At 60.2% G+C, this 20,299-nt stretch carries 20 protein-coding genes and 2 tRNA genes; 9 read left to right on the top strand and 13 right to left on the bottom strand.

The features are described from left to right. Positions 1–53: 53 nt before the first annotated feature. The 5 genes from ACIQTS_RS07455 to ACIQTS_RS07435 all read right to left on the bottom strand — a co-directional run bounded on the left by ACIQTS_RS07455 (position 54) and on the right by ACIQTS_RS07435 (position 3,173). Positions 54–491, bottom strand: coding sequence for a 6,7-dimethyl-8-ribityllumazine synthase (locus ACIQTS_RS07455; protein WP_105657220.1), 438 nt, complete (start codon positions 489–491; stop codon positions 54–56). 110 nt (positions 492–601) lie between these two features. Next, the gene (locus ACIQTS_RS07450; protein WP_105657221.1) at positions 602–1,624 is read right to left on the bottom strand and encodes an LLM class flavin-dependent oxidoreductase; all 1,023 of its coding nucleotides are present in this window, start codon (positions 1,622–1,624) and stop codon (positions 602–604) included. 55 nt (positions 1,625–1,679) lie between these two features. Beyond that, positions 1,680–2,432: an NADPH-dependent F420 reductase gene (locus tag ACIQTS_RS07445; RefSeq protein ID WP_286134163.1), complete on the bottom strand. Its 753-nt coding sequence runs from the start codon at positions 2,430–2,432 to the stop codon at positions 1,680–1,682. Between the two features lie 16 nt (positions 2,433–2,448). Continuing rightward, positions 2,449–2,775 carry a helix-turn-helix transcriptional regulator gene (locus ACIQTS_RS07440; RefSeq protein ID WP_105657301.1) on the bottom strand — a complete coding sequence of 109 codons (327 nt, stop codon included), beginning with the start codon at positions 2,773–2,775 and terminating at the stop codon, positions 2,449–2,451. Positions 2,776–2,879: 104 nt separating this feature from the next. Beyond that, on the bottom strand, positions 2,880–3,173 hold the full coding sequence (locus tag ACIQTS_RS07435) for a helix-turn-helix transcriptional regulator (protein ID WP_105657223.1): 294 nt from the start codon (positions 3,171–3,173) through the stop codon (positions 2,880–2,882). Positions 3,174–3,219: 46 nt separating this feature from the next. Here ACIQTS_RS07435 and map point away from each other — a divergent pair, with 46 nt between their 5' ends. Further along, positions 3,220–4,002 (top strand): type I methionyl aminopeptidase, encoded by a 783-nt coding sequence (map, locus tag ACIQTS_RS07430; RefSeq protein WP_105657224.1) that lies wholly within the window; start codon positions 3,220–3,222, stop codon positions 4,000–4,002. A gap of 22 nt (positions 4,003–4,024) precedes the next feature. On the opposite strand, the gene bioB is transcribed toward map, so the two are convergent. From bioB to ACIQTS_RS07405, 5 genes are all read right to left on the bottom strand, one after another. Next, positions 4,025–5,257: a biotin synthase BioB gene (gene bioB, locus ACIQTS_RS07425; RefSeq protein ID WP_402472383.1), complete on the bottom strand. Its 1,233-nt coding sequence runs from the start codon at positions 5,255–5,257 to the stop codon at positions 4,025–4,027. Positions 5,258–5,437: 180 nt separating this feature from the next. Beyond that, entirely contained in the window at positions 5,438–6,205 is a 768-nt protein-coding gene (locus ACIQTS_RS07420; protein ID WP_402472380.1) for an ABC transporter permease, read from the bottom strand. Further along, positions 6,202–6,993, bottom strand: a complete 792-nt coding sequence (locus ACIQTS_RS07415; RefSeq protein ID WP_402472377.1) for an ABC transporter ATP-binding protein — start codon at positions 6,991–6,993, stop codon at positions 6,202–6,204. The genes ACIQTS_RS07420 and ACIQTS_RS07415 overlap by 4 nt, the downstream gene beginning before the upstream one ends. A gap of 1 nt (position 6,994) precedes the next feature. Further along, positions 6,995–7,300: a DUF1048 domain-containing protein gene (locus ACIQTS_RS07410; RefSeq protein ID WP_400290320.1), complete on the bottom strand. Its 306-nt coding sequence runs from the start codon at positions 7,298–7,300 to the stop codon at positions 6,995–6,997. A 67-nt stretch (positions 7,301–7,367) separates the two neighbouring features. Further along, positions 7,368–7,715: a PadR family transcriptional regulator gene (locus ACIQTS_RS07405; RefSeq protein ID WP_400290321.1), complete on the bottom strand. Its 348-nt coding sequence runs from the start codon at positions 7,713–7,715 to the stop codon at positions 7,368–7,370. A 208-nt stretch (positions 7,716–7,923) separates the two neighbouring features. Here ACIQTS_RS07405 and ACIQTS_RS07400 point away from each other — a divergent pair, with 208 nt between their 5' ends. After that, complete coding sequence (locus tag ACIQTS_RS07400) at positions 7,924–8,571, top strand: maleylpyruvate isomerase family mycothiol-dependent enzyme (protein ID WP_402472374.1); 648 nt, start codon at positions 7,924–7,926, stop codon at positions 8,569–8,571. A gap of 54 nt (positions 8,572–8,625) precedes the next feature. Here the strand turns inward: ACIQTS_RS07400 and ACIQTS_RS07395 are convergent, their stop codons facing one another. From ACIQTS_RS07395 to ACIQTS_RS07385, 3 genes are read right to left on the bottom strand one after another with little or no spacing between them, the layout of a single operon-like run. Then, the gene (locus tag ACIQTS_RS07395) at positions 8,626–10,974 is read right to left on the bottom strand and encodes a GNAT family N-acetyltransferase (RefSeq protein ID WP_402472372.1); all 2,349 of its coding nucleotides are present in this window, start codon (positions 10,972–10,974) and stop codon (positions 8,626–8,628) included. Positions 10,975–10,984: 10 nt separating this feature from the next. Then, positions 10,985–12,331 (bottom strand): lysine N(6)-hydroxylase/L-ornithine N(5)-oxygenase family protein, encoded by a 1,347-nt coding sequence (locus tag ACIQTS_RS07390; protein WP_400290327.1) that lies wholly within the window; start codon positions 12,329–12,331, stop codon positions 10,985–10,987. Then, positions 12,328–13,821 carry a pyridoxal phosphate-dependent decarboxylase family protein gene (locus ACIQTS_RS07385; RefSeq protein ID WP_400290329.1) on the bottom strand — a complete coding sequence of 498 codons (1,494 nt, stop codon included), beginning with the start codon at positions 13,819–13,821 and terminating at the stop codon, positions 12,328–12,330. The genes ACIQTS_RS07390 and ACIQTS_RS07385 overlap by 4 nt, the downstream gene beginning before the upstream one ends. Positions 13,822–14,174: 353 nt before the next feature. Here ACIQTS_RS07385 and ACIQTS_RS07380 point away from each other — a divergent pair, with 353 nt between their 5' ends. The 7 genes from ACIQTS_RS07380 to ACIQTS_RS07350 all read left to right on the top strand — a co-directional run bounded on the left by ACIQTS_RS07380 (position 14,175) and on the right by ACIQTS_RS07350 (position 20,291). Then, positions 14,175–15,428: an MFS transporter gene (locus ACIQTS_RS07380; RefSeq protein WP_402472368.1), complete on the top strand. Its 1,254-nt coding sequence runs from the start codon at positions 14,175–14,177 to the stop codon at positions 15,426–15,428. A 42-nt stretch (positions 15,429–15,470) separates the two neighbouring features. Next, entirely contained in the window at positions 15,471–16,544 is a 1,074-nt protein-coding gene (locus tag ACIQTS_RS07375) for a glycosyltransferase family 4 protein (protein ID WP_400290332.1), read from the top strand. Between the two features lie 139 nt (positions 16,545–16,683). Then, positions 16,684–16,759 (top strand) — tRNA-Asn (locus tag ACIQTS_RS07370). 273 nt (positions 16,760–17,032) lie between these two features. Next, complete coding sequence (locus ACIQTS_RS07365) at positions 17,033–17,878, top strand: phage holin family protein (RefSeq protein WP_400290335.1); 846 nt, start codon at positions 17,033–17,035, stop codon at positions 17,876–17,878. Positions 17,879–17,964: 86 nt separating this feature from the next. After that, on the top strand, positions 17,965–18,876 hold the full coding sequence (locus tag ACIQTS_RS07360) for a DMT family transporter (RefSeq protein ID WP_105657236.1): 912 nt from the start codon (positions 17,965–17,967) through the stop codon (positions 18,874–18,876). A 51-nt stretch (positions 18,877–18,927) separates the two neighbouring features. After that, on the top strand, positions 18,928–20,115 hold the full coding sequence (locus ACIQTS_RS07355; RefSeq protein ID WP_400290337.1) for a glycosyltransferase: 1,188 nt from the start codon (positions 18,928–18,930) through the stop codon (positions 20,113–20,115). A gap of 99 nt (positions 20,116–20,214) precedes the next feature. Beyond that, positions 20,215–20,291 (top strand) — tRNA-Ile (locus ACIQTS_RS07350). The last annotated feature ends 8 nt before the right edge of the window (positions 20,292–20,299 follow it).

Raw genomic sequence — 20,299 nt, 5'->3', positions numbered from 1 at the left:
CTTGGCCGTTGACAACGGCGTTCACGGCGGCACGCCTGTTTTTCGCGTATTCCCTAGAGCTCGATAGCCGCCACGGCCTGAACCGCGCGGGCCGCCTCGGCGCCCTTCTTCAGGAAATGCTCGAAGTAGAAGCCCTGGTGCTCATCATTCGAGTGGAAGTGGTGCGGGGTCAGGCTGACCGAGAAAGTAGGTACATCGGTATCCAGCTGGACCCGCATCAAGCCGTCCACTACCGCCTGGGCAACGAAGTCGTGGCGGTAGATGCCGCCGTCAACCACGAGGGCTGCGGCTACCACGGCATCGTACTTGCCGGTCTTCGCCAGGCGCTGGGCCTGCAACGGCATTTCGTAGGCGCCGGGTACGCTGACGACATTGATGGTGTATTCCTGCCCGGAAGAATCCATCTCGGCCTTGAAGCCGGCCAGGGCCTGGTCGACGATATCCGCATGCCAGCTGGCCTTGATGAAGGCGACGTTCAATGGCTTGCTCATGAGTTGCTCCCTGATTCTGCGTGCAAATGTCTAAGTCTTTTGATCTACCCTAGTGGCGTGGGTCTCAATGGAATAAATGGGGAAGGGATCCGCGTAACGAATGAGCCGGTTCAGCGCCAGCCCATCAGCGGGGCCACGTGCTTGAGCACTGATTCGATGACGTGGGCGTTGTAGTCCACGCCCAACTGGTTTGGAACGGTGAGAAGGAGCGTATCCGCCGCGGCGATGGCTTCGTCTTCGGCCAGCTTCTTGGCCAGTTCATCTGGTTCCCCGGCATAGGACTTGCCGAAGACCGCACGGGTCTTCTCATCGATGTTGCCGATCTGGTCCGAGCTGTAGCGGTCACGGCCGAAGTACTGCCAGTCGCGCTCATCGGTCAGTGCGAAGATGCTGCGGCTCACCGAGACGCGCGGTTCGCGTGAGTGGCCGGCTTCCTTCCAGGCGTCGCGGTAGAGCTGGATCTGCTCGGCCTGCTGGACGTGGAAGGGCTTGCCCGATTCATCGTCCTTGAGCGTGGAACTCTGCAGGTTCATGCCCAGCTTCGCGGCCCACACTGCAGTGGCATTGGATCCGGAACCCCACCAGATGCGTTCGCGCAAGGTGTCCGAATGCGGCTCGATGCGCAGCAGGCCCGGGGGATTGGGGAACATCGGGTTCGGGCTAGGCTCGGCGAAGCCTTCCCCGGAAAGCACCTCGAGCAGGCGCTCGGTATGCCGGCGGCCCATATCGGCATCCGATTCGCCCTCGCGCGGCTCGAAGCCGAAGTGGCGCCACCCGTCAATGACCTGCTCGGGCGAACCACGGCTGATGCCCAGCTGCAGGCGGCGATTGGAAATCAGGTCGGCGGAGCCTGCATCCTCAGCCATGTACAGCGGGTTCTCGTAGCGCATGTCGATGACGCCGGTGCCGATCTCGATGCGGCTGGTTCGCGCGCCGATGGCAGCCAGCAGCGGGAACGGGGAGGCGTATTGCTGGGCGAAGTGGTGCACGCGGAAATAGGCGCCGTCCGCGCCGAGCTCCTCGGCGGCGACCGCCAGATCGATGGCCTGCAGCAGGGCATCGGAGGCGGTGCGGGTGCCTGATTGCGGGTGGTCGGTCCAGTGGCCGAAGGACAAGAATCCGATGTTCTTCATGCTTGAGGCAACAAGTAGTCTCGAATGGTTATTCCAGTCCTAGCCTCGTGGTCTGCTAGAACTGGCGGGCGGCGACGCCGGCTCGATGCGCAGTGGCGAGCGCCTCTTCGAGCTGCGCGATAGTCACTGGCTGACCGCGATCGGCAAGGTGCGCGGAGTAGAAATTAGCGGGATCTTGGGCGTAGACGTGAGTGTAGCCACCGGATTCGGGCTCGGCGCGCCACGAATCAGCCAAGGTTCCGGCATTGACCGTGTCGAAGCCCAACGCTTGGACAAGTTCCAGCACTTCGGTCTTGGCAGCAAGGTCATCGCCATATATTGGCAACGCGGTCCTCGGAGCTGAATTGACCAGAAGCGGGATGTGATGCGCCACGATGTTGTTGAAGGCTTTGGTGATGCGGGCGCCGGGAAGGAGCGATGCTTCCAATTGCGCAGTAGTGGACTTCAAGGAATCGAGAACTTCTATGCGCCCGTCGCGGGATGGGTAGTAGTTGCCGGTGGATAGGACCGTCTTGTTGGCAAGCACCTGGGTTGGAAGGTCCGAATAAGCCGACAGCGGGATGGCCAACACGACGATATCGCCATATTCAGCGGCTTCAGCAACGGTTGCCGCGTGCGCGTTGTCGCCGAGTTCTTCCACCACGTCGGCGAGCGAGGCGGTGCCGCGTGAGTTCGCGATGGCCACGGTGGCGCCAGCGGCCACAGCTAGGCGAGCAATGGCCTGGCCGATATTTCCGCTACCGATAATCCCGATCTTGGTTGTGCTCATGGGTTGCTCCGAATTCTTATCTTGTGGTCGATGAGGTATCTAAGGGTGAAGAATTTTATGTGGTGCGGGCAAGTTCCTGGCGAACCGTATCCATGAGTCCAGGGAATCGATGATCCAGTTCTTCGGTGCGCAACCAGTTGCGGTGCCGGGTGCCATCAACCTCTTGCCTGATCAAGCCGGATTCCCTGAGGATGCGCCAGTGCCGGGTGAGTGCCGACTTTGAGACACCAAAGTCCGAGCTGCTGCACGCGCCACCGGGGGTTGCGCCAATGTGAGCGATGATGGCGCGCCTGACCGGATCGGCCAGAGCGGCCATGATTTCGAATAGGTCCATTTCCTCTTCGGAGGGAATGGTTAGAGGTCGAGTGAGGCGGCTTGCCACGTTCATTTCCTTAACTCCGAAAGGCGTGCATGTACGCAAAAAAGTGTACATACTAGTTATGTACGCGTCAACATGTACATGCAGAAGGGATCAGGCCCTGCGAATTAGCGGTGCGATAGCTGTGAGGGGTGAAGTGCTGGAGAGCCGCAGGTATTCTGCGAGTTGATGGTTGACCAGATCTCATCGAGCGATAGGCTCAGCGCGGCCGCGACAGCGGCGATGGTGGAGAAAGCGGGAGTGGCGACGCGGCCGGTTTCGATTTTCCGCAGGGTTTCGGGGGAGAGGCCGGCTTGGATCGCGACGTCGAGGATTGTTCGTTCGCCGCGTGCCTGCCGAAGCAGCGCGCCGAGGTTCTTGCCCTGTTCGATTTCCCGGGCGGTAAGCGGCAGTCTGACCATAATGAGACCATTATACCGGTATTAAAATACCGGTATAGTAATTGGAATGATCGAGATTCTCACAGCCAGCGAAGTAGAGCGCGCCCGCGAGACCGGACGCCTTGTCGGAAACATCCTCAATACGCTCAAGCACCGCGTGCAGGTCGGCACCAATCTCTTGGAAATCGACGCCTGGACCAAGGAAATGATCGAGGAGGCCGGCGCGGTCTCCTGCTACCTCGACTACGCCCCGTCCTTCGGCAGCGGCCCCTTCGGCCATTACATCTGCACGGGAGTCAACGATGCGGTGCTCCATGGACTGCCTCGCGACTACCAGCTGGCCGATGGCGACTTGCTCACCCTGGATCTGGCCGTCACCTTGAAAGGCATCGCCTCCGACGCGGCGATCAGCTTCATTGTCGGCACGGCTGCGCGTGCAGAAGACCTGAAGATGATCGAGACCACGCAGCGCGCCCTGGCTGCGGCTATCGCCGAGGCGCGTCCCGGAGCCAAGATCGGCGACCTGTCCTTCGCCATCGGATCGGTGCTGACCGCCGAAGGGTACAAGGTCAACATGGAATTCGGCGGCCACGGCATCGGCAGCACCATGCATCAGGATCCTCACGTTTCCAACGATGGCCGCCGCGGACGCGGGTACACGCTGCGTCCCGGTCTTCTGCTGGCCATCGAACCGTGGGTCATGGCCGATACCAGCAAGCTGGTGACCGACCGCGATGGCTGGACCCTGCGCAGCGCCACCGGCTGCCGCACGGCGCACACCGAGCACACCATTGCCATCACGGAAACTGGCGCGGAGATTCTCACCCTGCCCACCGACCTCTCGGCATAGGCAGAGGCCGGCATGGCGGCGATCAGGCGTTCGGGCTTTCCCCGGTCCCGGCGCCGCGGCGGCGGAGCACCGGTTCGGCCGTGCCGGTGCCGCAGCCCGAGGAGGCGCTGCCGCAGGCCGGGGAAGCAACGGAGGTGCAGCACGATCCGCTGCACCCGCTGGCCCCGGCGTTGCCCGCATCCTCCGGCTGGCGCGAAGCATGGCCGGCGGCTTCGCGCAGCGTCCTGGCCAGCTGCGCCGGGTCCTGGCCTTCTTGGCCCAGCACCACGAACCCCGCGTCGGCAATCATCGCCAGGTCGGCTTTCGCATCCTGCCCTTCGCTGGTCAGATAGTCGCCGAGAAACAGCGAATTGGCCACTTCCAGGGCATTGGCCTGCAAGGAACGCAGGTGCATTTCGCGTCCGCCGGCCATCCGGATTTCCTTGTCCGGGCAGGCTAGCCGCACTACGGCCAGGATCCGCAGGCAGGCGCGCGGGGTCAGGTTCCAGGTGCCTTCCAGCGGAGTGCCGTCGAAAGGCATCAAGAAGTTCACCGGAATGGAATCGGCCTCCAGTGCGCGCAAGGCGAAGATCGCCTCGACCAGCTGCTCCGGTGTTTCGCCCAGTCCAACGATGAGCCCCGAGCAGGGGGAGAGGCCGGCGGACCTGGACTGCTGGACGGTGGAGACGCGCTCGGCGAAGCTGTGGGTGCTGCAGATTTCCGGGTAGAGGGACTCGGCCGTATTCAGGTTGTGGTTGTAGGCGTCGGCGCCGGCCTCCTTGAGCCGCTGGGCCTGCCCCTGCTTCAGGATGCCGATGCAGGCGCAGACCTCGACCTGCGGATGCGCTTCCTTCAATGCGCCGATCATGTCCGCGACGCGTTCCACATCGCGGTCCGTGGGTCCCTTGCCGGAGGCGACCATGCAGACCCGCGAGGCGCCGCCGGCGATGCCCAAACCTGCCTGGCGCACCGCTTCGCCGGGCTTGAGCCAGGTGTATTTCAGGATTTCGGCCTTGGAGCCCAGACGCTGGGAACAGTAGGTGCAGTCCTCGGGGCACAAGCCGGACTTCAGGTTGACCAGGTAGTTGACCTTCACGGTGTTGCCGAAATGCTTGCGCCGCAGCACCCCGGCCGCACTGACCAGTGCCGACGTCTGCGCGTCGCTGGTGGCCAGCAGCCCGAGGGCCTCTGCTGCGGTGAGCTGGTGGCCAGCGGAGATGCGTGCGGCCAGCTCGGTGAAATCTGCGGTGTCGGTGCGCTGCGCGGGGATGCTCATGGGTTCCTTCGCCTGGTTGGATGGCTGCCTGCCAAGGTGCAGCCATTCTTGAACGGTGTTCAATTGCTGGCACCAATGTACACGAAAAGCCCCCGACTTGAACAATGTTCAAGTCGGGGGCTTGCGCTGCTTTCCATGGCAGTTGCAGACGGCGCGCGTCCCGTGCGGAGCGCCCGCCGCTCAGCTGGAGGTCTTGCTCCGGTAGATCCGCGTGGCCAGCGCCCAAGCCAGGATCAAGATGCCTGCCAGCCAGGCCAGGGCGATCCAGAGCTCGGAACCCACGGGTCCTTGCGACAGCAGGGCGCGCAGCGAATCGACGATGGCAGTGATCGGCTGGTGCTCGGCGAACCAGGCCACCGGCCCGGGCATTGACTCGGTGGGAACGAACGCCGAGGAGATGAAGGGCAGGAAGATCAGCGGGTAGCTGAAGGCGCTGGCGCCATCCACCGATTTCGCGCTCAAGCCGGCAAGCACCGCTACCCAGGTCAGGCTCAGGGTCACCAGGCACAGCAGCGCGAGCACGGCGATCCACGCTGCCATGGAGGCGGAGGAGCGGAAGCCCATGGCCAGGGCGACCCCCAGTACCAGCGCCAGGGAGAGGAGGTTCGCCGCCAACGAGGTCGCCACATGGCTCCAGAGCACGCTGGAGCGGGAGATCGGCATGGAGCGCAGGCGCTGCACCAGCCCATCGCGCAGGTCCAGGAACAGCCGGTAGGAGGTGTAGGCGACCCCGGAGGCGATGGTGATGACCAGGATCCCGGGCAGCAGGTAGTTGATATACGGTCCGGTGGCGCTGGTGCCGATAGCCCCGCCGAAAACGTAGGTGAACAGCAGCATCATGGCCACCGGGGTGATGGCCGTGGTGATGATGGTGTCGGGGCTGCGGACAACGTGGCGCATCGAGCGCCCGGTGAGGATTCTGGTTTCCCGCAGTGCCGCGATGCTCATGGCTTGCTCCCTTCGGTTCGCTGGTGGTGGCCGATCAGTTCCAGGAAGATCTCCTCCAGGCTCGGCCGCTTGGCCACCAGCTCGGTGGTGGCCGGCGGCAGCAGGGCCTGGAGCTCGGCCAGCGTGCCCTGGTGGATGATGGTGCCCTCGTGGAGGATGGCGATTTGATCGGCCAGGTGCTCTGCTTCATCCAGGTACTGGGTGGTGAGCAGGATCGTGGTGCCGGACTCGGCCAAGTCGCGGATCACCTGCCAGGTCTCGCGGCGCGATTGGGGATCCAGTCCCGTGGTCGGCTCATCGAGCAGGAGCACCGGCGGGTTGCCGGCCAGTCCCATGGCGATATCAAGGCGCCTGCGCATCCCGCCGGAGTAGGTTCCTGCGGGCCGGTCCGCTGCGTCGCAGAGGTTGAAGCGCTCCAGCAAGCCGTTGGCGATGGACCGCGGATTCTTCAAGCGGAGCAGCCGCGCGATCAGCAGCAAGTTTTCGCGCCCGGTCAGGACCTCGTCCACTGCGGCGAATTGCCCGGTCAGGCCCAGCGACCGGCGGACCTGGACCGGGTTCTCGCGCACTGCAGCTCCGCAGACCCGGGCGGTTCCCGCATCGGCGGGAAGGAGGGTGGCCAGGATCCGCACCAGCGTCGTCTTGCCGGCGCCATTGGAACCGAGCAAGGCGAAGATGCTGCCGGGCTGCACGGTGAAGTCCAGTCCGCGCAGCACGGGCAGCTTCTTGAATGACTTGGCCAGTCCGGTGACCTCGATGGCCGGTTCCGGGGCCAACGCGGTATTCATGTCATTGCTCCTTCGATTCGTTCTCTGCTTCGGAAATGGTGTCGGCCAGGCGGGTGCGTTCCTTGTCGGTCCAGCGCTTGCCCCCGTAGGCCTGGGCGAAGTCGTCGGCGAATTCCGCCGGGTCCTGGCCAAGCAGTTCGCGCAGCGCGGTGCCGTTGGCGGCTGCTCCTTCGAAGAGGTCGGCCAGGTCCGAATACATGGAGATCATCGTTTCGGCGTCGGTGATCCCGCTCTGGTTCAGCAGGTAGCGCTGCACTCCTGCAGCGGCCTTGGCATAGGGCTGGGGCAGGGTCTTGAGGCGTGCCATGCTCTGCTGTACTGCTTCTTCTGCTCCAGTGAGCCGGTGAAAGTTTCAATCCATTTGGCGACCATGATCAGTGCCCTTTCTGCGGGGTGCTCGGGTGGGGGAGGAGGTTGTTGATGCGGGAGACGAGCAGGTTCCAGGTGGTCCAGAAGTCGTCGAGCTGCTGCTTGCCGCTGGGGTTGAGGGTGAAGACTTTGCGGGGAGGCCCTTTTTCGGACGGGACTTTCTCCACCGAGACGAGGCCTTTCTGCTCGATGCGCACCAGCAGTGCGTAGATGGTCCCCTCGGCCAGATCGGTGAAGCCGCGTTCGCGCAGTTCCGTGGTGATCTCGTATCCGTAGGCCGGGCGTTCGGCCAGGATCGCCAGGACGATCCCTTCCAAGGTGCCTTTGAGCATCTCGGTCATCTGTGTGGCCATGGTGCACCCCTCTCTACTTAGTGTCATTGAGTACAAGTAGGAAGTACAACTAAGTAGCGGTATTTAGCAGTACTTAGTACCAAGATTTTCCAGATATTTTTCGGGGCTTTGGAGAACCGCCATTTGACCAGTGGCAAGATGGGGCAACCGGAAATCCGGTATGCTCCTGGAAGCTGAGCCGGTACTGGATCTATGGGGATGAGGCGCCATGAAGGATGCGAGATGGCATTGGGAGCTGGTCCATGCCGAGCGTGCGCGGTTGGCAGGATTGCTGGGCAGCTTGGCGCCGGAGCAGTGGAACGCCCCATCGTTGTGCGAGAACTGGCAGATCCGCGATGTGGCGGCGCACCTGGCGGCCGCCGGATCCACCTCGACCGCCCGCTGGCTGGTGAATATGGCTCGTTCCGGATTCAATGCCGACCGGCACAACGAGCGGCTGCTGCGCCTGCAGCTCGGGGACGGCGCCCGGCAAACGCTGGATAATTTCAATCGTTCTGCCAGCAAGTCCATTGCCCCGCTGAACTCGGTGACCGGTTTGCTGGGCGAAGTGGTAGTGCACGGGCAGGACATCGCCCAGGCACTCGATCTGATCCTGCAGCCTGAACCCACGGCACTGCGAGCGGTGGCAGGATTCTTCGCCTCCAAGGACTTCGCAGTCAATAGCAGCACCCTGGTTAAGGGGTTGCGGATGTCGGCGGCGGACGACGCTTTCAGTTGCGGGAACGGTCCCGAGGTGCGTGGCGAATTGCTGGATCTGGTCCTGGCGATGGCCGGAAGGGAACAGGTCCTCCCGCGGCTTCAGGGCGCAGGGGTTGGCGAGCTGGCACGCAGGATCACGGCACAGCCGCGGAAATAGCAAGCATCGCGCCGCACGATGACTGTACGGCGCGATGCTGGGGAAGCTGGCAAATCAGCCAGCGGGAATGAGGGCGGTGGCCAGCGGGTTCTCCAGATCGCCTGCGTAGAGCAGGCCTCCGGACTGGTCGGCGAGATCCAGCATCTGCTGGTTGTTGCGCAACTGCAGGCGGTTCAAGCACGACAGCGGGAAGTTCTGCGCGAAAAGTCCCAGCTGATCAAAGCGTTCAGCGAACTGCGGATGCTGCCCGCGATAATCCAGCAGCCGTTGAACTACGGTCTTCCAGAAATCTGCTTCGGAAAGCAGTTCTTCGGCATCCAGCAGCGGCGCGAGGAAGCGGAAGAACGAATCAAAGACATCCGTGAAGACCGACAATACCGGATCTCCACCGGTGCGTACCCGGCGAATCTCCTCCGGGAGTTCCACCCGGTCCGAGAGCACGGCAATCTCTTCGCCCAGATCCTTGAGCAGGACCTTCTTCACAGCACCGTTCTCAAGCACCATGATCACGTTTTCGCCATGCGGCATGAACACCAAATCATAGGCAGCCAGGCAATGCACCAGCGGAATGAGGTAGGCATCGAGGTAACGGCTTAGCCAGTCGGCCGGTGCTAGCCCGCTGCGGCGAATGAGGGCGCCGGCAAAGGACCTGCCGGACGCATCGACATGCAATAGGCTGGCCATCGTAGCCAACTTTTCTTCCGGGCCCAGCAGGCTGATCGGGGACTCCCGCCAAAGCGCAGCCAGCATCTTCCGCTGCGGATCGCTCATGCCGGTGGCTGCTTCGAACTGCGGGTTGCGGTAGCCTACGGCCGCAATTTCACGCAGCAGGGCGACCGGCTGGGTCGAGAGCACCGGGTCCTTTGCGAACAACTCGCCCAACCACTGGTTGATCGCGGGAGTCACCTTCATGTACTCGGCACTGAGCCCGCGCATGAAGCCCATATTCAAGATCGACATTGCCGTCTTGACGTAGTGGCGTTCCGGGTTGGACAGGTTGAAGAAGGTGCGGATCGACTGCTGCGCCTGGTACTCGTCAACGCTGGTGCCCAGCCAGATCAATTGCTTGCGGGCAATATCATTGGCGAACGTGATCGACAGGCGGTTCTCCCATTGCCAAGGGTGTACCGGAATGAAGATGTAGTCCCCGGCTGCATAGCCGGTGCCGGACAAGGTGGCCTCCAGGGCCGCGTCCAAGCGCTGGCGCTCGGCTGGATCCAGCTCGGCGGCCAGCAGCCCTTCGTAATCCAGCGAATCCACGGCGTCGAATTGTGCTCGGGACTTGTGGGCGGCAGCCCAGCCAAGGTGCAGGGCGGAACCGGTTTCGGGGGCGTACCTCAGGTAGTCGGTGCGCCCGATGCCCATTCTTCCGTTGTTGGCTATGAAGCACGGGTGGCCCTCGGTCATGGAAGATTCGATGAGCTGGAAGGACTGTGCGGCTGTGCCGTCGAACCGGGCCAACTGTGCTGAATTATGGGTTGCATGAACCTGCTTGTAGCAGTGGCTGGCCAGCGTGGATGAGAGCTCTTCAAGGTAGGTGGGCAGCTGCACCGGGGAAAGCGTGAGTTCCTGGCAGAAGTGGGTGATGAACTCAATGGCGTCCACCTCTGCCTGCTGCCAGCTGCCGTCAACGAAGTGGTGGTGTTCCACGGACTGCGGTGAAACCAACCAGTGGTTCAGCTGGTACCGCTGGGCGCTGAAGCTGTAGCGGTGGGCATCCTTCTGGACTGAGTAGCGGTTTTCTCCATGGCCGGCAGGCTCCAGGAGGCGCTCATGCGAAAATTCGCCCAGGGCCTTGGCCAAGACATGGCGGTTGGCGATGTCCCAACGTGCAGGGGAGAGGAATGAGGATTCCAAGCCGCGGCCGGTAGCGGTTTCGAAGTCCTGGCGAGTGCAGATGGACAGAAGTGCCTGCTTGATTGAGCCGTCTGCTTCGGAGAGCTCCACTGGACGTACCGGGCGGAAGCCAACTCGGGCATTCAGGGCATGGATGGCTTTGTTGCGCAGGTCAGGTTCCACGATGATTCGTTCGGTTCCGGGCAGGGCGAAAGCCTGGACCATGGCAGAGGAGAGAGCTTCGAGGGTGAACCCAGGCTGCGGCTCGGTGGCTGCCGGAGCCAGGAAGTGCAGTCCACGGTCGCCGCGGACGTAGTTGTACGCATCGGCCAGGGGCGATGCTGCGGGGTCGTAGAGCTCGACAAGGAATTTCTCGTCCCCTGATGCGTCGATGCCGAAGAGGACTTCGTAGTCTGGGGTGCCAAGCAATGTGCGGTATTCTGCTTCGATTTCCTTTTCGGTTGCGTTGGCCATGCACCAGAAGGAGGCATGCGCGGTGGCAATCCACGAATGCAGCAGCGCAGTATCCCCGGGCAACGTCACGGAACGGAAAGTGTAGTTGGTCATCGGAAGTTCCTTAGGCTCGTGCGCTGGCAGTGGCGGACGTGGGCAAGCCGCTGAGTTCGGCGGCGCCGAATCGCTGGAAAGCGATCCGTCGCTCGACCGGGTAGACCTCGCGTCCAGCCAAGCGGTTGATAATTACTGAATTGCGGTAGGCTCCCATGCCCAGATCCGGAGCGGTGAAGCCGTGGGTGTGCAGTTCAGCGTTCTGCACGAAGATGTCCTGGTCCAACCCGATGGAATATTCGCGATCTACATTGAAGCGGCCATCGGGAAGGTAATCGATGCGTTGGCTGATGCCTTGCAAGAAGTCCGGAGTGCCTGCGCGGTAGCCGGTTGCCATGACAAGGTGGTCGGCGAGGAATTCCAGGTCTTCACCGGTGCGTTCATGGCGCAAGCTGATGGCCAGGTGATCCGTGTCAGCGCCGATGCTCGTGACCGCGCAGCCGGTACGCAGGTGCACATTCGCTGCGCCATTGACGCTTCGCTGGTAGAGCTCCTCGTGGATTTCGTTGATCAAGTCCGCGTTGATCCCCTTGTAGAGCCCCTTTTGCTCTGCTGACAGGACATCCCGCTGATCCATGGGCAGGGCATGGAAGTGGTCGATGTATTCCGGAGATGTCATCTCCAAAGTGAGCTTGGTGTATTCCAGCGGGAAGTAGCGTTCTGAACGCGTTGCCCACACCAGATGATCCTCTTCTGGCAAGCTGCGCAGAAGATCCAAGAAGATTTCCGCGGCGCTCTGGCCGCTGCCGAGCACAGCAGTTACTTGCGGACCGGAACCTGCGGTCCGGGAAGATAGGAGTTTCTCGCGGTGGAAGGCGTAGTCGCTTGAGTGCACCACGTTGCCGGTGGCTTGTGCTTCCGTGGTGAGAACCGGCGGCAGATAAGGCTGGGATCCGGTGCCCAGTACCAATTTGCCTGCGGTGAAGCGGGTCAGTCCTGCGGCAGTGAGCACCGACAACCGGTAGACCCCGTCGTGGTATTCGGCTTCGAGCACCCGGTGCCCGAATCGTACGCTTTGAATATTTTCTGCGGCCCACGCCAGGTAGTTGGAATACTCCTCGCGCAGCGCGTAGAAGTCTTCGCGGATATAGAACGGGTAAAGCCGCTGTTTTTCCTTGAGATAGTTCAAGAACGAATGCTTGCTGGTCGGGTCCGCCATGGTCACCAGATCTGCCATGAAGGGAACCTGGAGATGGGTTCCGGGAAGCATCATGCCAGGGTGCCAGACGAACTTCTCTCCTGCTTCCAGAACTGCAACGTGCAGATCATCCAATCCATCGGCCAAGGCGGCAAAACCCAGGTTGAAAGGGCCAGCGCCAATAGCGATGACGTCAAAGTGCTCGGTAGGTTCAATCATTTCTTCTCTCCAAGGGTGCGTTCGGCCAGCAGTCCGGAACCAATCCGGCAGATAGCGTCGAGGATCTCGCTGATATCGGCCAGGGTCGTATTCGGGTTGAGCAGCGTCAGTTTCAGCAGGCGTTTGCCTTTGACCGTGGTGGCGGCGATCATCGCTTCGCCGCTGGCATAGAGGCGTTGGCGGATCTGGTTGGCCAGGGCATTGTGCTCGTCCAGTTCCAGTGGGTGCTGTGGATCTTCAAAGGAGAAGACCAGCGTGCTCAGCTGCACGTCGGCTGCCATCCGTAGCTGGGCGCGCATGGCAACTTCCTGTTGAGCGTCCTCTGCCAAGGCGATGACCTGGTCGAACATGGCACCCAAACGGCTGGCCCCCAAAGAGCGCAACGTGACCCACAGCTTCAGCGCATCGAAGCGCCGTGTGGTCTGCAGAGACTTCGAGACCTGGTTGGGGGTGGACTCGGCCTCCGCACGCGGGTTCAGATACTCGGCATAGTGGGCGATGGATTCCATGGAGGCCGCCGAGCGGACCACCAAGGCGCTGGAGCCGATGGGCTGGAAGAAGGACTTGTGGTAATCCACGGTGACCGAGTCGGCCAATTCAATGCCGTCCAGCCGGTGGCGGTGGGAGTTGGAGATGAGCAGGCCGCAACCGTATGCGGCATCCACATGGAACCACGCGCCTACTTCTGTGGCGATAGCACGCAGCTGGGGCAACGGATCGATGGCCCCGAAGTCGGTATTCCCGCTGGTGGCGGAGATGGCCATGGGCACCAAACCGGCGGCGAGGTCTGCGTCCAGGCGCACGCGCAATGCATGCGCATCCATGCGGTGCTGGGCGTCTGTAGGGATCGCCACGGCCGCGTCGTAGCCCAGGCCAAGGAGCATCGCGGCGTTGCGAATCGAGAAGTGCGCATCTTCCGAGCAATAGATCCGCAGATTAGCCAGCCGTTCAGGCAAGGTGCCCCGCAGCTTTGCGGTAGCGGTGTTTCGTGCGATCAGCATGGCCTGAAGGTTGGATTGAGTTCCGCCAGAGGTAAAGATTCCGTCGGCCTGCCCGGTCCCGAAGCCGATCAGATCGGCGGTGAAATCGATGAGCTTGCGCTCGATCAGTGTTGCTCCAGCGCTCTGGTCAAAAGTGTCCATCGAGGTGTTGATGCTCGTGACGAAGTTCTCGGCGACCACCGCAGGGATCACGACAGGGCAGTTCAAGTGCGCCGCGTACTTCGGATCGTGGAAGTAGACCGCGTCGTTGAAATACAACTCATTCAGCTCGGCGAACGAGTCCTGGGTTGAACCCAACGGACTATGCAGGTCGACCAGGTCGATGCGTTCCTGCAACTGCTGCGGAGTCGGTCCGGTCGTCGGCGCGTTCACCGATGCCAATCGGTGGGCCACGCGTGAAATGGCTTCACGCGACTCGTTTTCGTAGACACGGGCGGTGTCTGCGCAGAGCAACGAATCATCGTAGATCGGCAGTGGTAGATCAGGCATTTGCAGGGTAGGCAGTGAGGCACCCAAAAGCATGCTCCTCAGATAGAGACAATCAATAGTTGGTCAGGCTCACCTAACAAGAATCTATTAACAACACACTTCAATTAGTTAATGCAAGCCGAGTAATTCACTCTCTCCGCCAGGAGAAAAGTTTCTACATTTTCCTGCGGGTGGCGCCCGGCTGTGATAAGTTACCCGCTGACCTGCATCTGAGCGAGGCTGAAGTTGGACCTCTGCGAGGTTGAAGTGGAGAGAACTTCTCGACTTCCAATTTCTCGGAATTATCACTAATCGTTTGATTGCACTTTCAAGCTAGAACTGTATGATCAAACAGTTAGAGCAAGGGAGGGCAAGTGGCCACGGCAAGCCCAGGAAAAGTCCAGCGATCCCAGCGTCTGCTCCTCGGGTCGAACGCAATGGACGCGGCAGGACGCTCACTTTCTGATATCACGATTGATCTGCTGTTCGTGGGTACCCTTGGCGCAACTGCCATGCAGATGGGAGTGCTCAATGCGCTTGGTTCCCTTTCCTTTGTGCTCGCCAGCATCCCCGCGGGCCATTTGGTCGACAAGTATTCCGCGTTGCGGGTCCTGCGCATCGGTCTCGGGTCCAAGCTTTTCCTGCTGGGGTGCCTAGCGGCACTGTCCTTCGCCGAGGAACTAACGATCCCGCTGGGGATGCTGTTGTGCGCAATGCTCGGCTTCTGCAATGTATTTTCCGAAACTTCCCAAACCACTGCCGTTCCGCAGCTCATCGGAGATGAACCTGAAGTCCGAGCGGCGAGCATTAGCAAGCTGATCGCCTCGCTGGGAGCTGCGGACCAGTCAATGACCGTGATTGTCCCGGCCTTGGCGGGAACCGGCTTCGCGCTGTGGGGAGCGCCAGCGCTGCTGAGCATCTCGACGGCCCTGGGCCTGCTGGCAATGCTGATGGCGCTGCAGGTGCGTTCCTCTCGCCTGTCGCAAGGCCCTGGCCGCCGCCCCGGGCCGTCGACCGAAAAGGGCGGCATCCTGGCTGGCCTCAGGTATCTGGCCCGGCACCGCCTGCTCTTGGCAATTACCGTTGCAGTGATGTTCTCCAACTTGGGGCTGGCCATCGGGTCATCGGTGGAAGCGATCTTCATTATCAACGAGCTCGGCTTTGGCGAATTCGGGTACGGCCTTTTCGCCTCGGTGAGTGGCGTTGGCGGGCTAATTGGAGCTGCTATCGCAGGAACGCTGGCTGAAAAATTCGCTCCGGCAACCTTGCTGATCTACACCGGTTCGATGCAGGCAGTTTTGGCGGGCTGCGTATTGGGCGCGGCTTATGCAACCGAAATGTGGTCCATGGTGCTGCTGGGAATTTTCGCGCTGGGTTGGGGAATCGTCGTGCTGCTCTTCAACATTGCTGCCTCGTCCTGGATTGTGCAGATCGTTCCGGAGCAGCTGCTGGGCCGGGTCCTAAGCGCACGCCGGTTATTCACCTTTGGAGTCGTACCCGTTGGCGGATTGGCGGGCGGCGCATTGGCCAGCGCGTGGGGGATTACCGCTGGACTGCTTGCCTGGGTCGTTGCCGCAACCCTCTCAGTTATTAGCTACCTAGTGATGCGCGGCCCCGCAAGCCGTTAGGCTGGAAAGCATACGCACCACGAAGTAAAGGCAACCGCGCACGTGAAACTCGTTATCGACGCTCGATACACCCGCATCACCCACCATGATGGCATTAGCCGGTATACCGCCGGGTTGATCGAGGCCGCCAGCAAGCTTGCCGAGGTCACGATGCTGGTCAACGACACCAGGCAGCTGGCAATGCTCCCCGATGTTCCGTATCTGAAGATTTCCGGCCCCACGAGCGTGCTCGAGCCATTCGTCGCCCTGCAGATCAACAAGCTCAAGCCGGATGTCGTGTTCTCGCCCATGCAGACCATCGGATCGTTGGGGCGGAAATATCCCTTGGTCCTGACCCTGCATGATTTGATCTACTACTCGCATCCGCATGCACCGAAGTTCCTGCCTGCTCCGATTCGCGCTGGATGGTACTTGTTCCATCAGGTCTACTGGCCGCAGCGGATGCTCCTGAATCGTGCCGACGCGGTGGCTACCGTTTCCAACACCACAGCCGATCTCATGCGCAGGCATCGACTGACCAAGAAGCATATTGGACTGGTGTCCAACGCCCCCACCGGAAATTTTGCTCGTCGAGACCAAGCGAAGCGCCCCAAGAAGACCTTGGTCTATATGGGTTCCTTCATGGAATACAAGAACGTCGAGACACTCATCCGCGGCATGGCGCACCTGCCGGACTATGAGCTGCACCTGCTAAGCGGGATCAACGAGCAACGTCATGCTGAATTATCCAAGCTCATCCCCTCGCAAGCCACAGTGGTATTCCACCGCGGTGTCAGCGACGAGGAATACGAGCAGCTGCTCAGCGAATGCACTGCCTTGGTAACCCTTTCGCGAGAAGAAGGCTACGGGCTTCCCCTGGTCGAAGCGATGAGCATGGGAACTCCGGTGATTGCCACCGATATGCCGATTTTCAGGGAAGTCGCGGATGACGCCGCGCTGTACGCTTCGGCAGATGATGTACAAGGCTTCGCGGACCAAGTACGCACTTTGGATGAGCAGGCTACCTGGAGACAGTATTCGCAACGCGCCGTGGAACGAGCCAGGCACTATTCATGGGAACAATCAGCGCAGCAGCTGCTGGATTTGGCCAGATATGCGGCAGATCACAGAAAGTAGTTTGCTGCTGCTTGGTGGATAAGCATCCGGTCTCGCCCGGAAAATGGCGGAATTTCGGGGCAGGGAACGCATGCTCCGCAACGGGAACTTCCGATTTGAAAACGGCACTTGGCCAGTGCTAAAGTATTACTCGTTGCATTCCTCCATAGCTCAATTGGCAGAGCATTCGACTGTTAATCGAAGGGTTACTGGTTCAAGTCCAGTTGGAGGAGCCAAAGAAACCTCCCAGCTCCGCAAGTAGCTGGGAGGTTTTGTTTTACCCAAAAGCGGTCGTTGCCATGCGCAAATTCGAAGTGAAAACCCAACAACACCCGAACCTCCTATAACCACAGGTGATTAGACGATAGACTTTCGAATCGTTAACAGTTACACCCACAGCATGAGATAAATGCAGTGGGTTTTACGCCTGAAGACTGAGTCGTATGCGGCAACCGGGGTGTTAGCGTTTGATGTACCGGTTGCTGAGCGATCGAGAATATGGAGAAACCATGTCTGAAGCTGAATCGACGCAAGCTGACGAAAGCCTTAAGTCGAGTGTCAAGAGTGCTAAGACGCAGGTTGATGGTCTCAAGGAGCTTGTTCCACAACAGCTCTCGGACGAGATCAAACTCGCGACTACGGTACTCAAAGGCAAGGGAATCAGCATTGGCATGGCGGCGGCGCTCGCCGGAGCTGCACTGCTCGTAGTGCTGCTCTTCGTCATTGCTGTTGTAGTTACCCTGGTCAATGTATTGGCTCTCTGGTTGCCCGGTTGGGCAGCCGCATTGATCGTTGCAGGATTCTTCTTGCTGATTGCTGCCATCTTGGGATTGGTTGGATATGCCAAGGTCAAGAAGGCACTGCCGCTGAAACCGGAAGCAGCTATTCGCGGACTCCGCCACGACTTGGGCGTGCTCAAGGACGGCAGCGCCTTCGATGTCAGCACTCTTGATGAGCCGCTGAAGAAGAAGTCGGCTGAGGATGACGAGAAGGCTGAAAAGAAGAAGGAACCGAAGCCTCCGGCACCGAGTGTCGATGAGCTGATCCTTCGCACCAAGCGTCGCCGCCGCCAGATCCAGGCTCTGCGTGACAACCTGGGCGAGAGCGTGCAAGCGCCACTGGCCAAGATCGACAAGATTCGTTCCTTCACCCAGGGAGCTGGGGAAAAGTTCTCCGGAGCAGCTGCCAAGGCGAAGGGATTCGTTCGCCCTTCCTCGTCTTCGTCTTCCGAAGACCAATCGGAGGCTGACAGAGCCGGCTCAAACCGCTTAGAGCAGGCACGACCGTATATCGTGATGGCAGGTTCCGGGCTGGCGCTGATGGCTGTTGTCCGCGCATTGTTCAAGCGCTCCTAGGTCTTTCGCCGACGGGGCCAGGCATTAGCCGTACCAAGCGTGCGCGTGCCCCGTCGTATGAAAACTTAGGCTAGAAAGGCACTGACATGGTTTGGATCGCTATTGCAGCGGCACTATGCAGTGCCTTTTGTCTTGCCTTTGGAGCGCACTTCCAATCGCAGGCAGTCCGCAGTGCTGTTGGCGGTCTGGACCTGACAATTAAGAATGTCGGGAAGCTGGCCCGCAACAAACGCTGGATGAGCGGACTGGGGCTGATGGCTCTTGGCATGGCCTTGAATGTTTTCGCGCTAGCCAGCGCGCCCTTGACGGTGGTGCAGCCAATTGGTGCCATTGCATTGGTGATCACTGCGATGGTCAATGCCAAGGAAACCGACCTGACGATGAATCGTCCCACCGTATTGGCGATCATCAGCTGCATGGTGGGTTCGGTTGGCTTCGTGCTTCTGGCCGTCACTGCCACTAGCAGCAACCAGGAGGTAAACGACTACGAAGCGCACTTGATTGAAATGATCTTGGCGGTAGTCGTTGCCATCGTGGGATTGGCCACCATCTTCTTCCACAAGAAGCTCGGTGCGTTCTTCTTCATCCTCGGTGCTGGCGTTCTATTCGGATTCGTCGCCGTACTGGTTCGAACCATTGCAATCGCCGTGATGAATATCGGCGACGGCAGCTTTGTCCAGCTGCCTTGGCTGGCTGGCCTAGCGGTAGTTGTAGCTGGCCTTCTCGGCTCGTATTTTGTGCAAAAGGCCTACTCAAAGGGACCTCCTGACCTTGTCATCGCAGGGTTGACGGTGATTGACCCAATAATTGGCATTGCCATTGGAATCGGCATCCTCGGGGAGCTGCGTCCTGATGTTCCGGTACTGGTCACCGTGCTGATGCTGGTGGCTGCTGGTTTGGCTATCGTCGGTGTGACCGCACTGTCCAGGCATCACCCGGATGTTATTGAACGCCGGAACCAGTCTGAAGCAGAAAAATCCATGCCTGATTCCAAATAGACTGAAGCTGCAGATTTTAATAGAAACTACAACGCGTGTGAACGCCGAAGGATGCTCGTGGCCAAGGAAAAACCGCTGACCATCGTCATTGCTGCTGACACTTATCCGCCAGACGTCAACGGTGCAGCGATGTTTTGCTACCGGTTGGCTACTGCGATGCATGCACGCGGCCACCGGGTGCATGTGCTGGCGGCCCGTGGAGATAAGGGCAAGACCTACACCGAGATCCGTGATGAAGCAATTGTGCATCGTCTGGAATCGCATTCGGTACCTACCCACGAGTACTTCCGCATCGTGTTCCCGTGGGAAGTCAATCGGCAGATCAGCAAGCTGCTCTCGGATATCAAGCCCGATGTAGTCCATGCCCAGAGCCACTATATGATTGGCCAGCGCACGATCGGATGGGCTCGCAAGAACAAGGTTCGTTCCATCGCCACGAACCACTTCATGCCGGAAAACCTTGACCCATTCCTGCCTTTCCCGCAGTGGTTCAAGCGAATTGTCGCGCAGAATTCGTGGAGAGACATGGGGAAGATCTTTGGGCGGGCAGACGCCGTCACGACCCCGACTCCACTGGCGGCCAAGGCAATGCGTGAGCGTGCCAAACTGAGCCGGGTGCTTCCGCTGTCTAACGGGATCGAGATCGGCAACTACGAGCTGGCGGCAGGGGAAGAAATCATTAAAAACGAGTTCCCCACGATCTTGTTCGCAGGCCGTCTTGCCGTTGAGAAGAACATCAATGAACTCATCGAGGCATTGCCTTTAATGAGCCAGGTGCCGGATGCCATCATTGAAATTGTTGGCGGGGGAGAGCAACGCCCTCACTTGGAGAAGATCGCTGACGAATTGCAGCTGCGAGACCGTGTCCGTTTCCTTGGGCATGTAAGTGATGAACAACTGCGCCAGGCCTACCTGCGTTGCGATGTGTTCTGCCAACCAGGCACCGCCGAACTGCAGTCATTGGTAACCTTGGAAGCACTCTCGGCTTCCAAACCCGTCGTTCTGGCCAACGCGATGGCCCTGCCGCACCTGGTAGACGAAGGCATCAATGGTTACATGTTCACGCCGGGAGACCGGCAGGATCTGGCCAACAAGCTAGACCAGGTTCTGGCCTTGGATGAGCAGCGCCGTGCCAAGATGGGTGAAGCCGGGCATGAAAAGGTGAAGAACCACGCGCAGGAAAAGACGATGAACTCCTTCGAAGCCCTTTACCGCGGCCACGAAGTTTCCAGCCATTAATAGGTTCATCGTCATCGGGTGCGTCAAATCGGTGTTTCGGCTAGTGATGCCCTAGAATATTTCGAGTGTGGTTACACCGCTTCGGCGATGGGCCCATGTGGGGAGTTAGCTCAGTTGGTTAGAGCAGGGGACTCATAATCCCTTGGTCATGGGTTCAAGTCCCATACTCCCTACCAAACAAGAT

Origin of the sequence: Glutamicibacter sp. NPDC090743 (genome assembly GCF_044769125.1) — a bacterium.
In the GTDB taxonomy this organism is placed as follows: Bacteria; Actinomycetota; Actinomycetes; order Actinomycetales; family Micrococcaceae; genus Glutamicibacter.
This window is presented reverse-complemented; position numbering and strand designations above follow the sequence as displayed.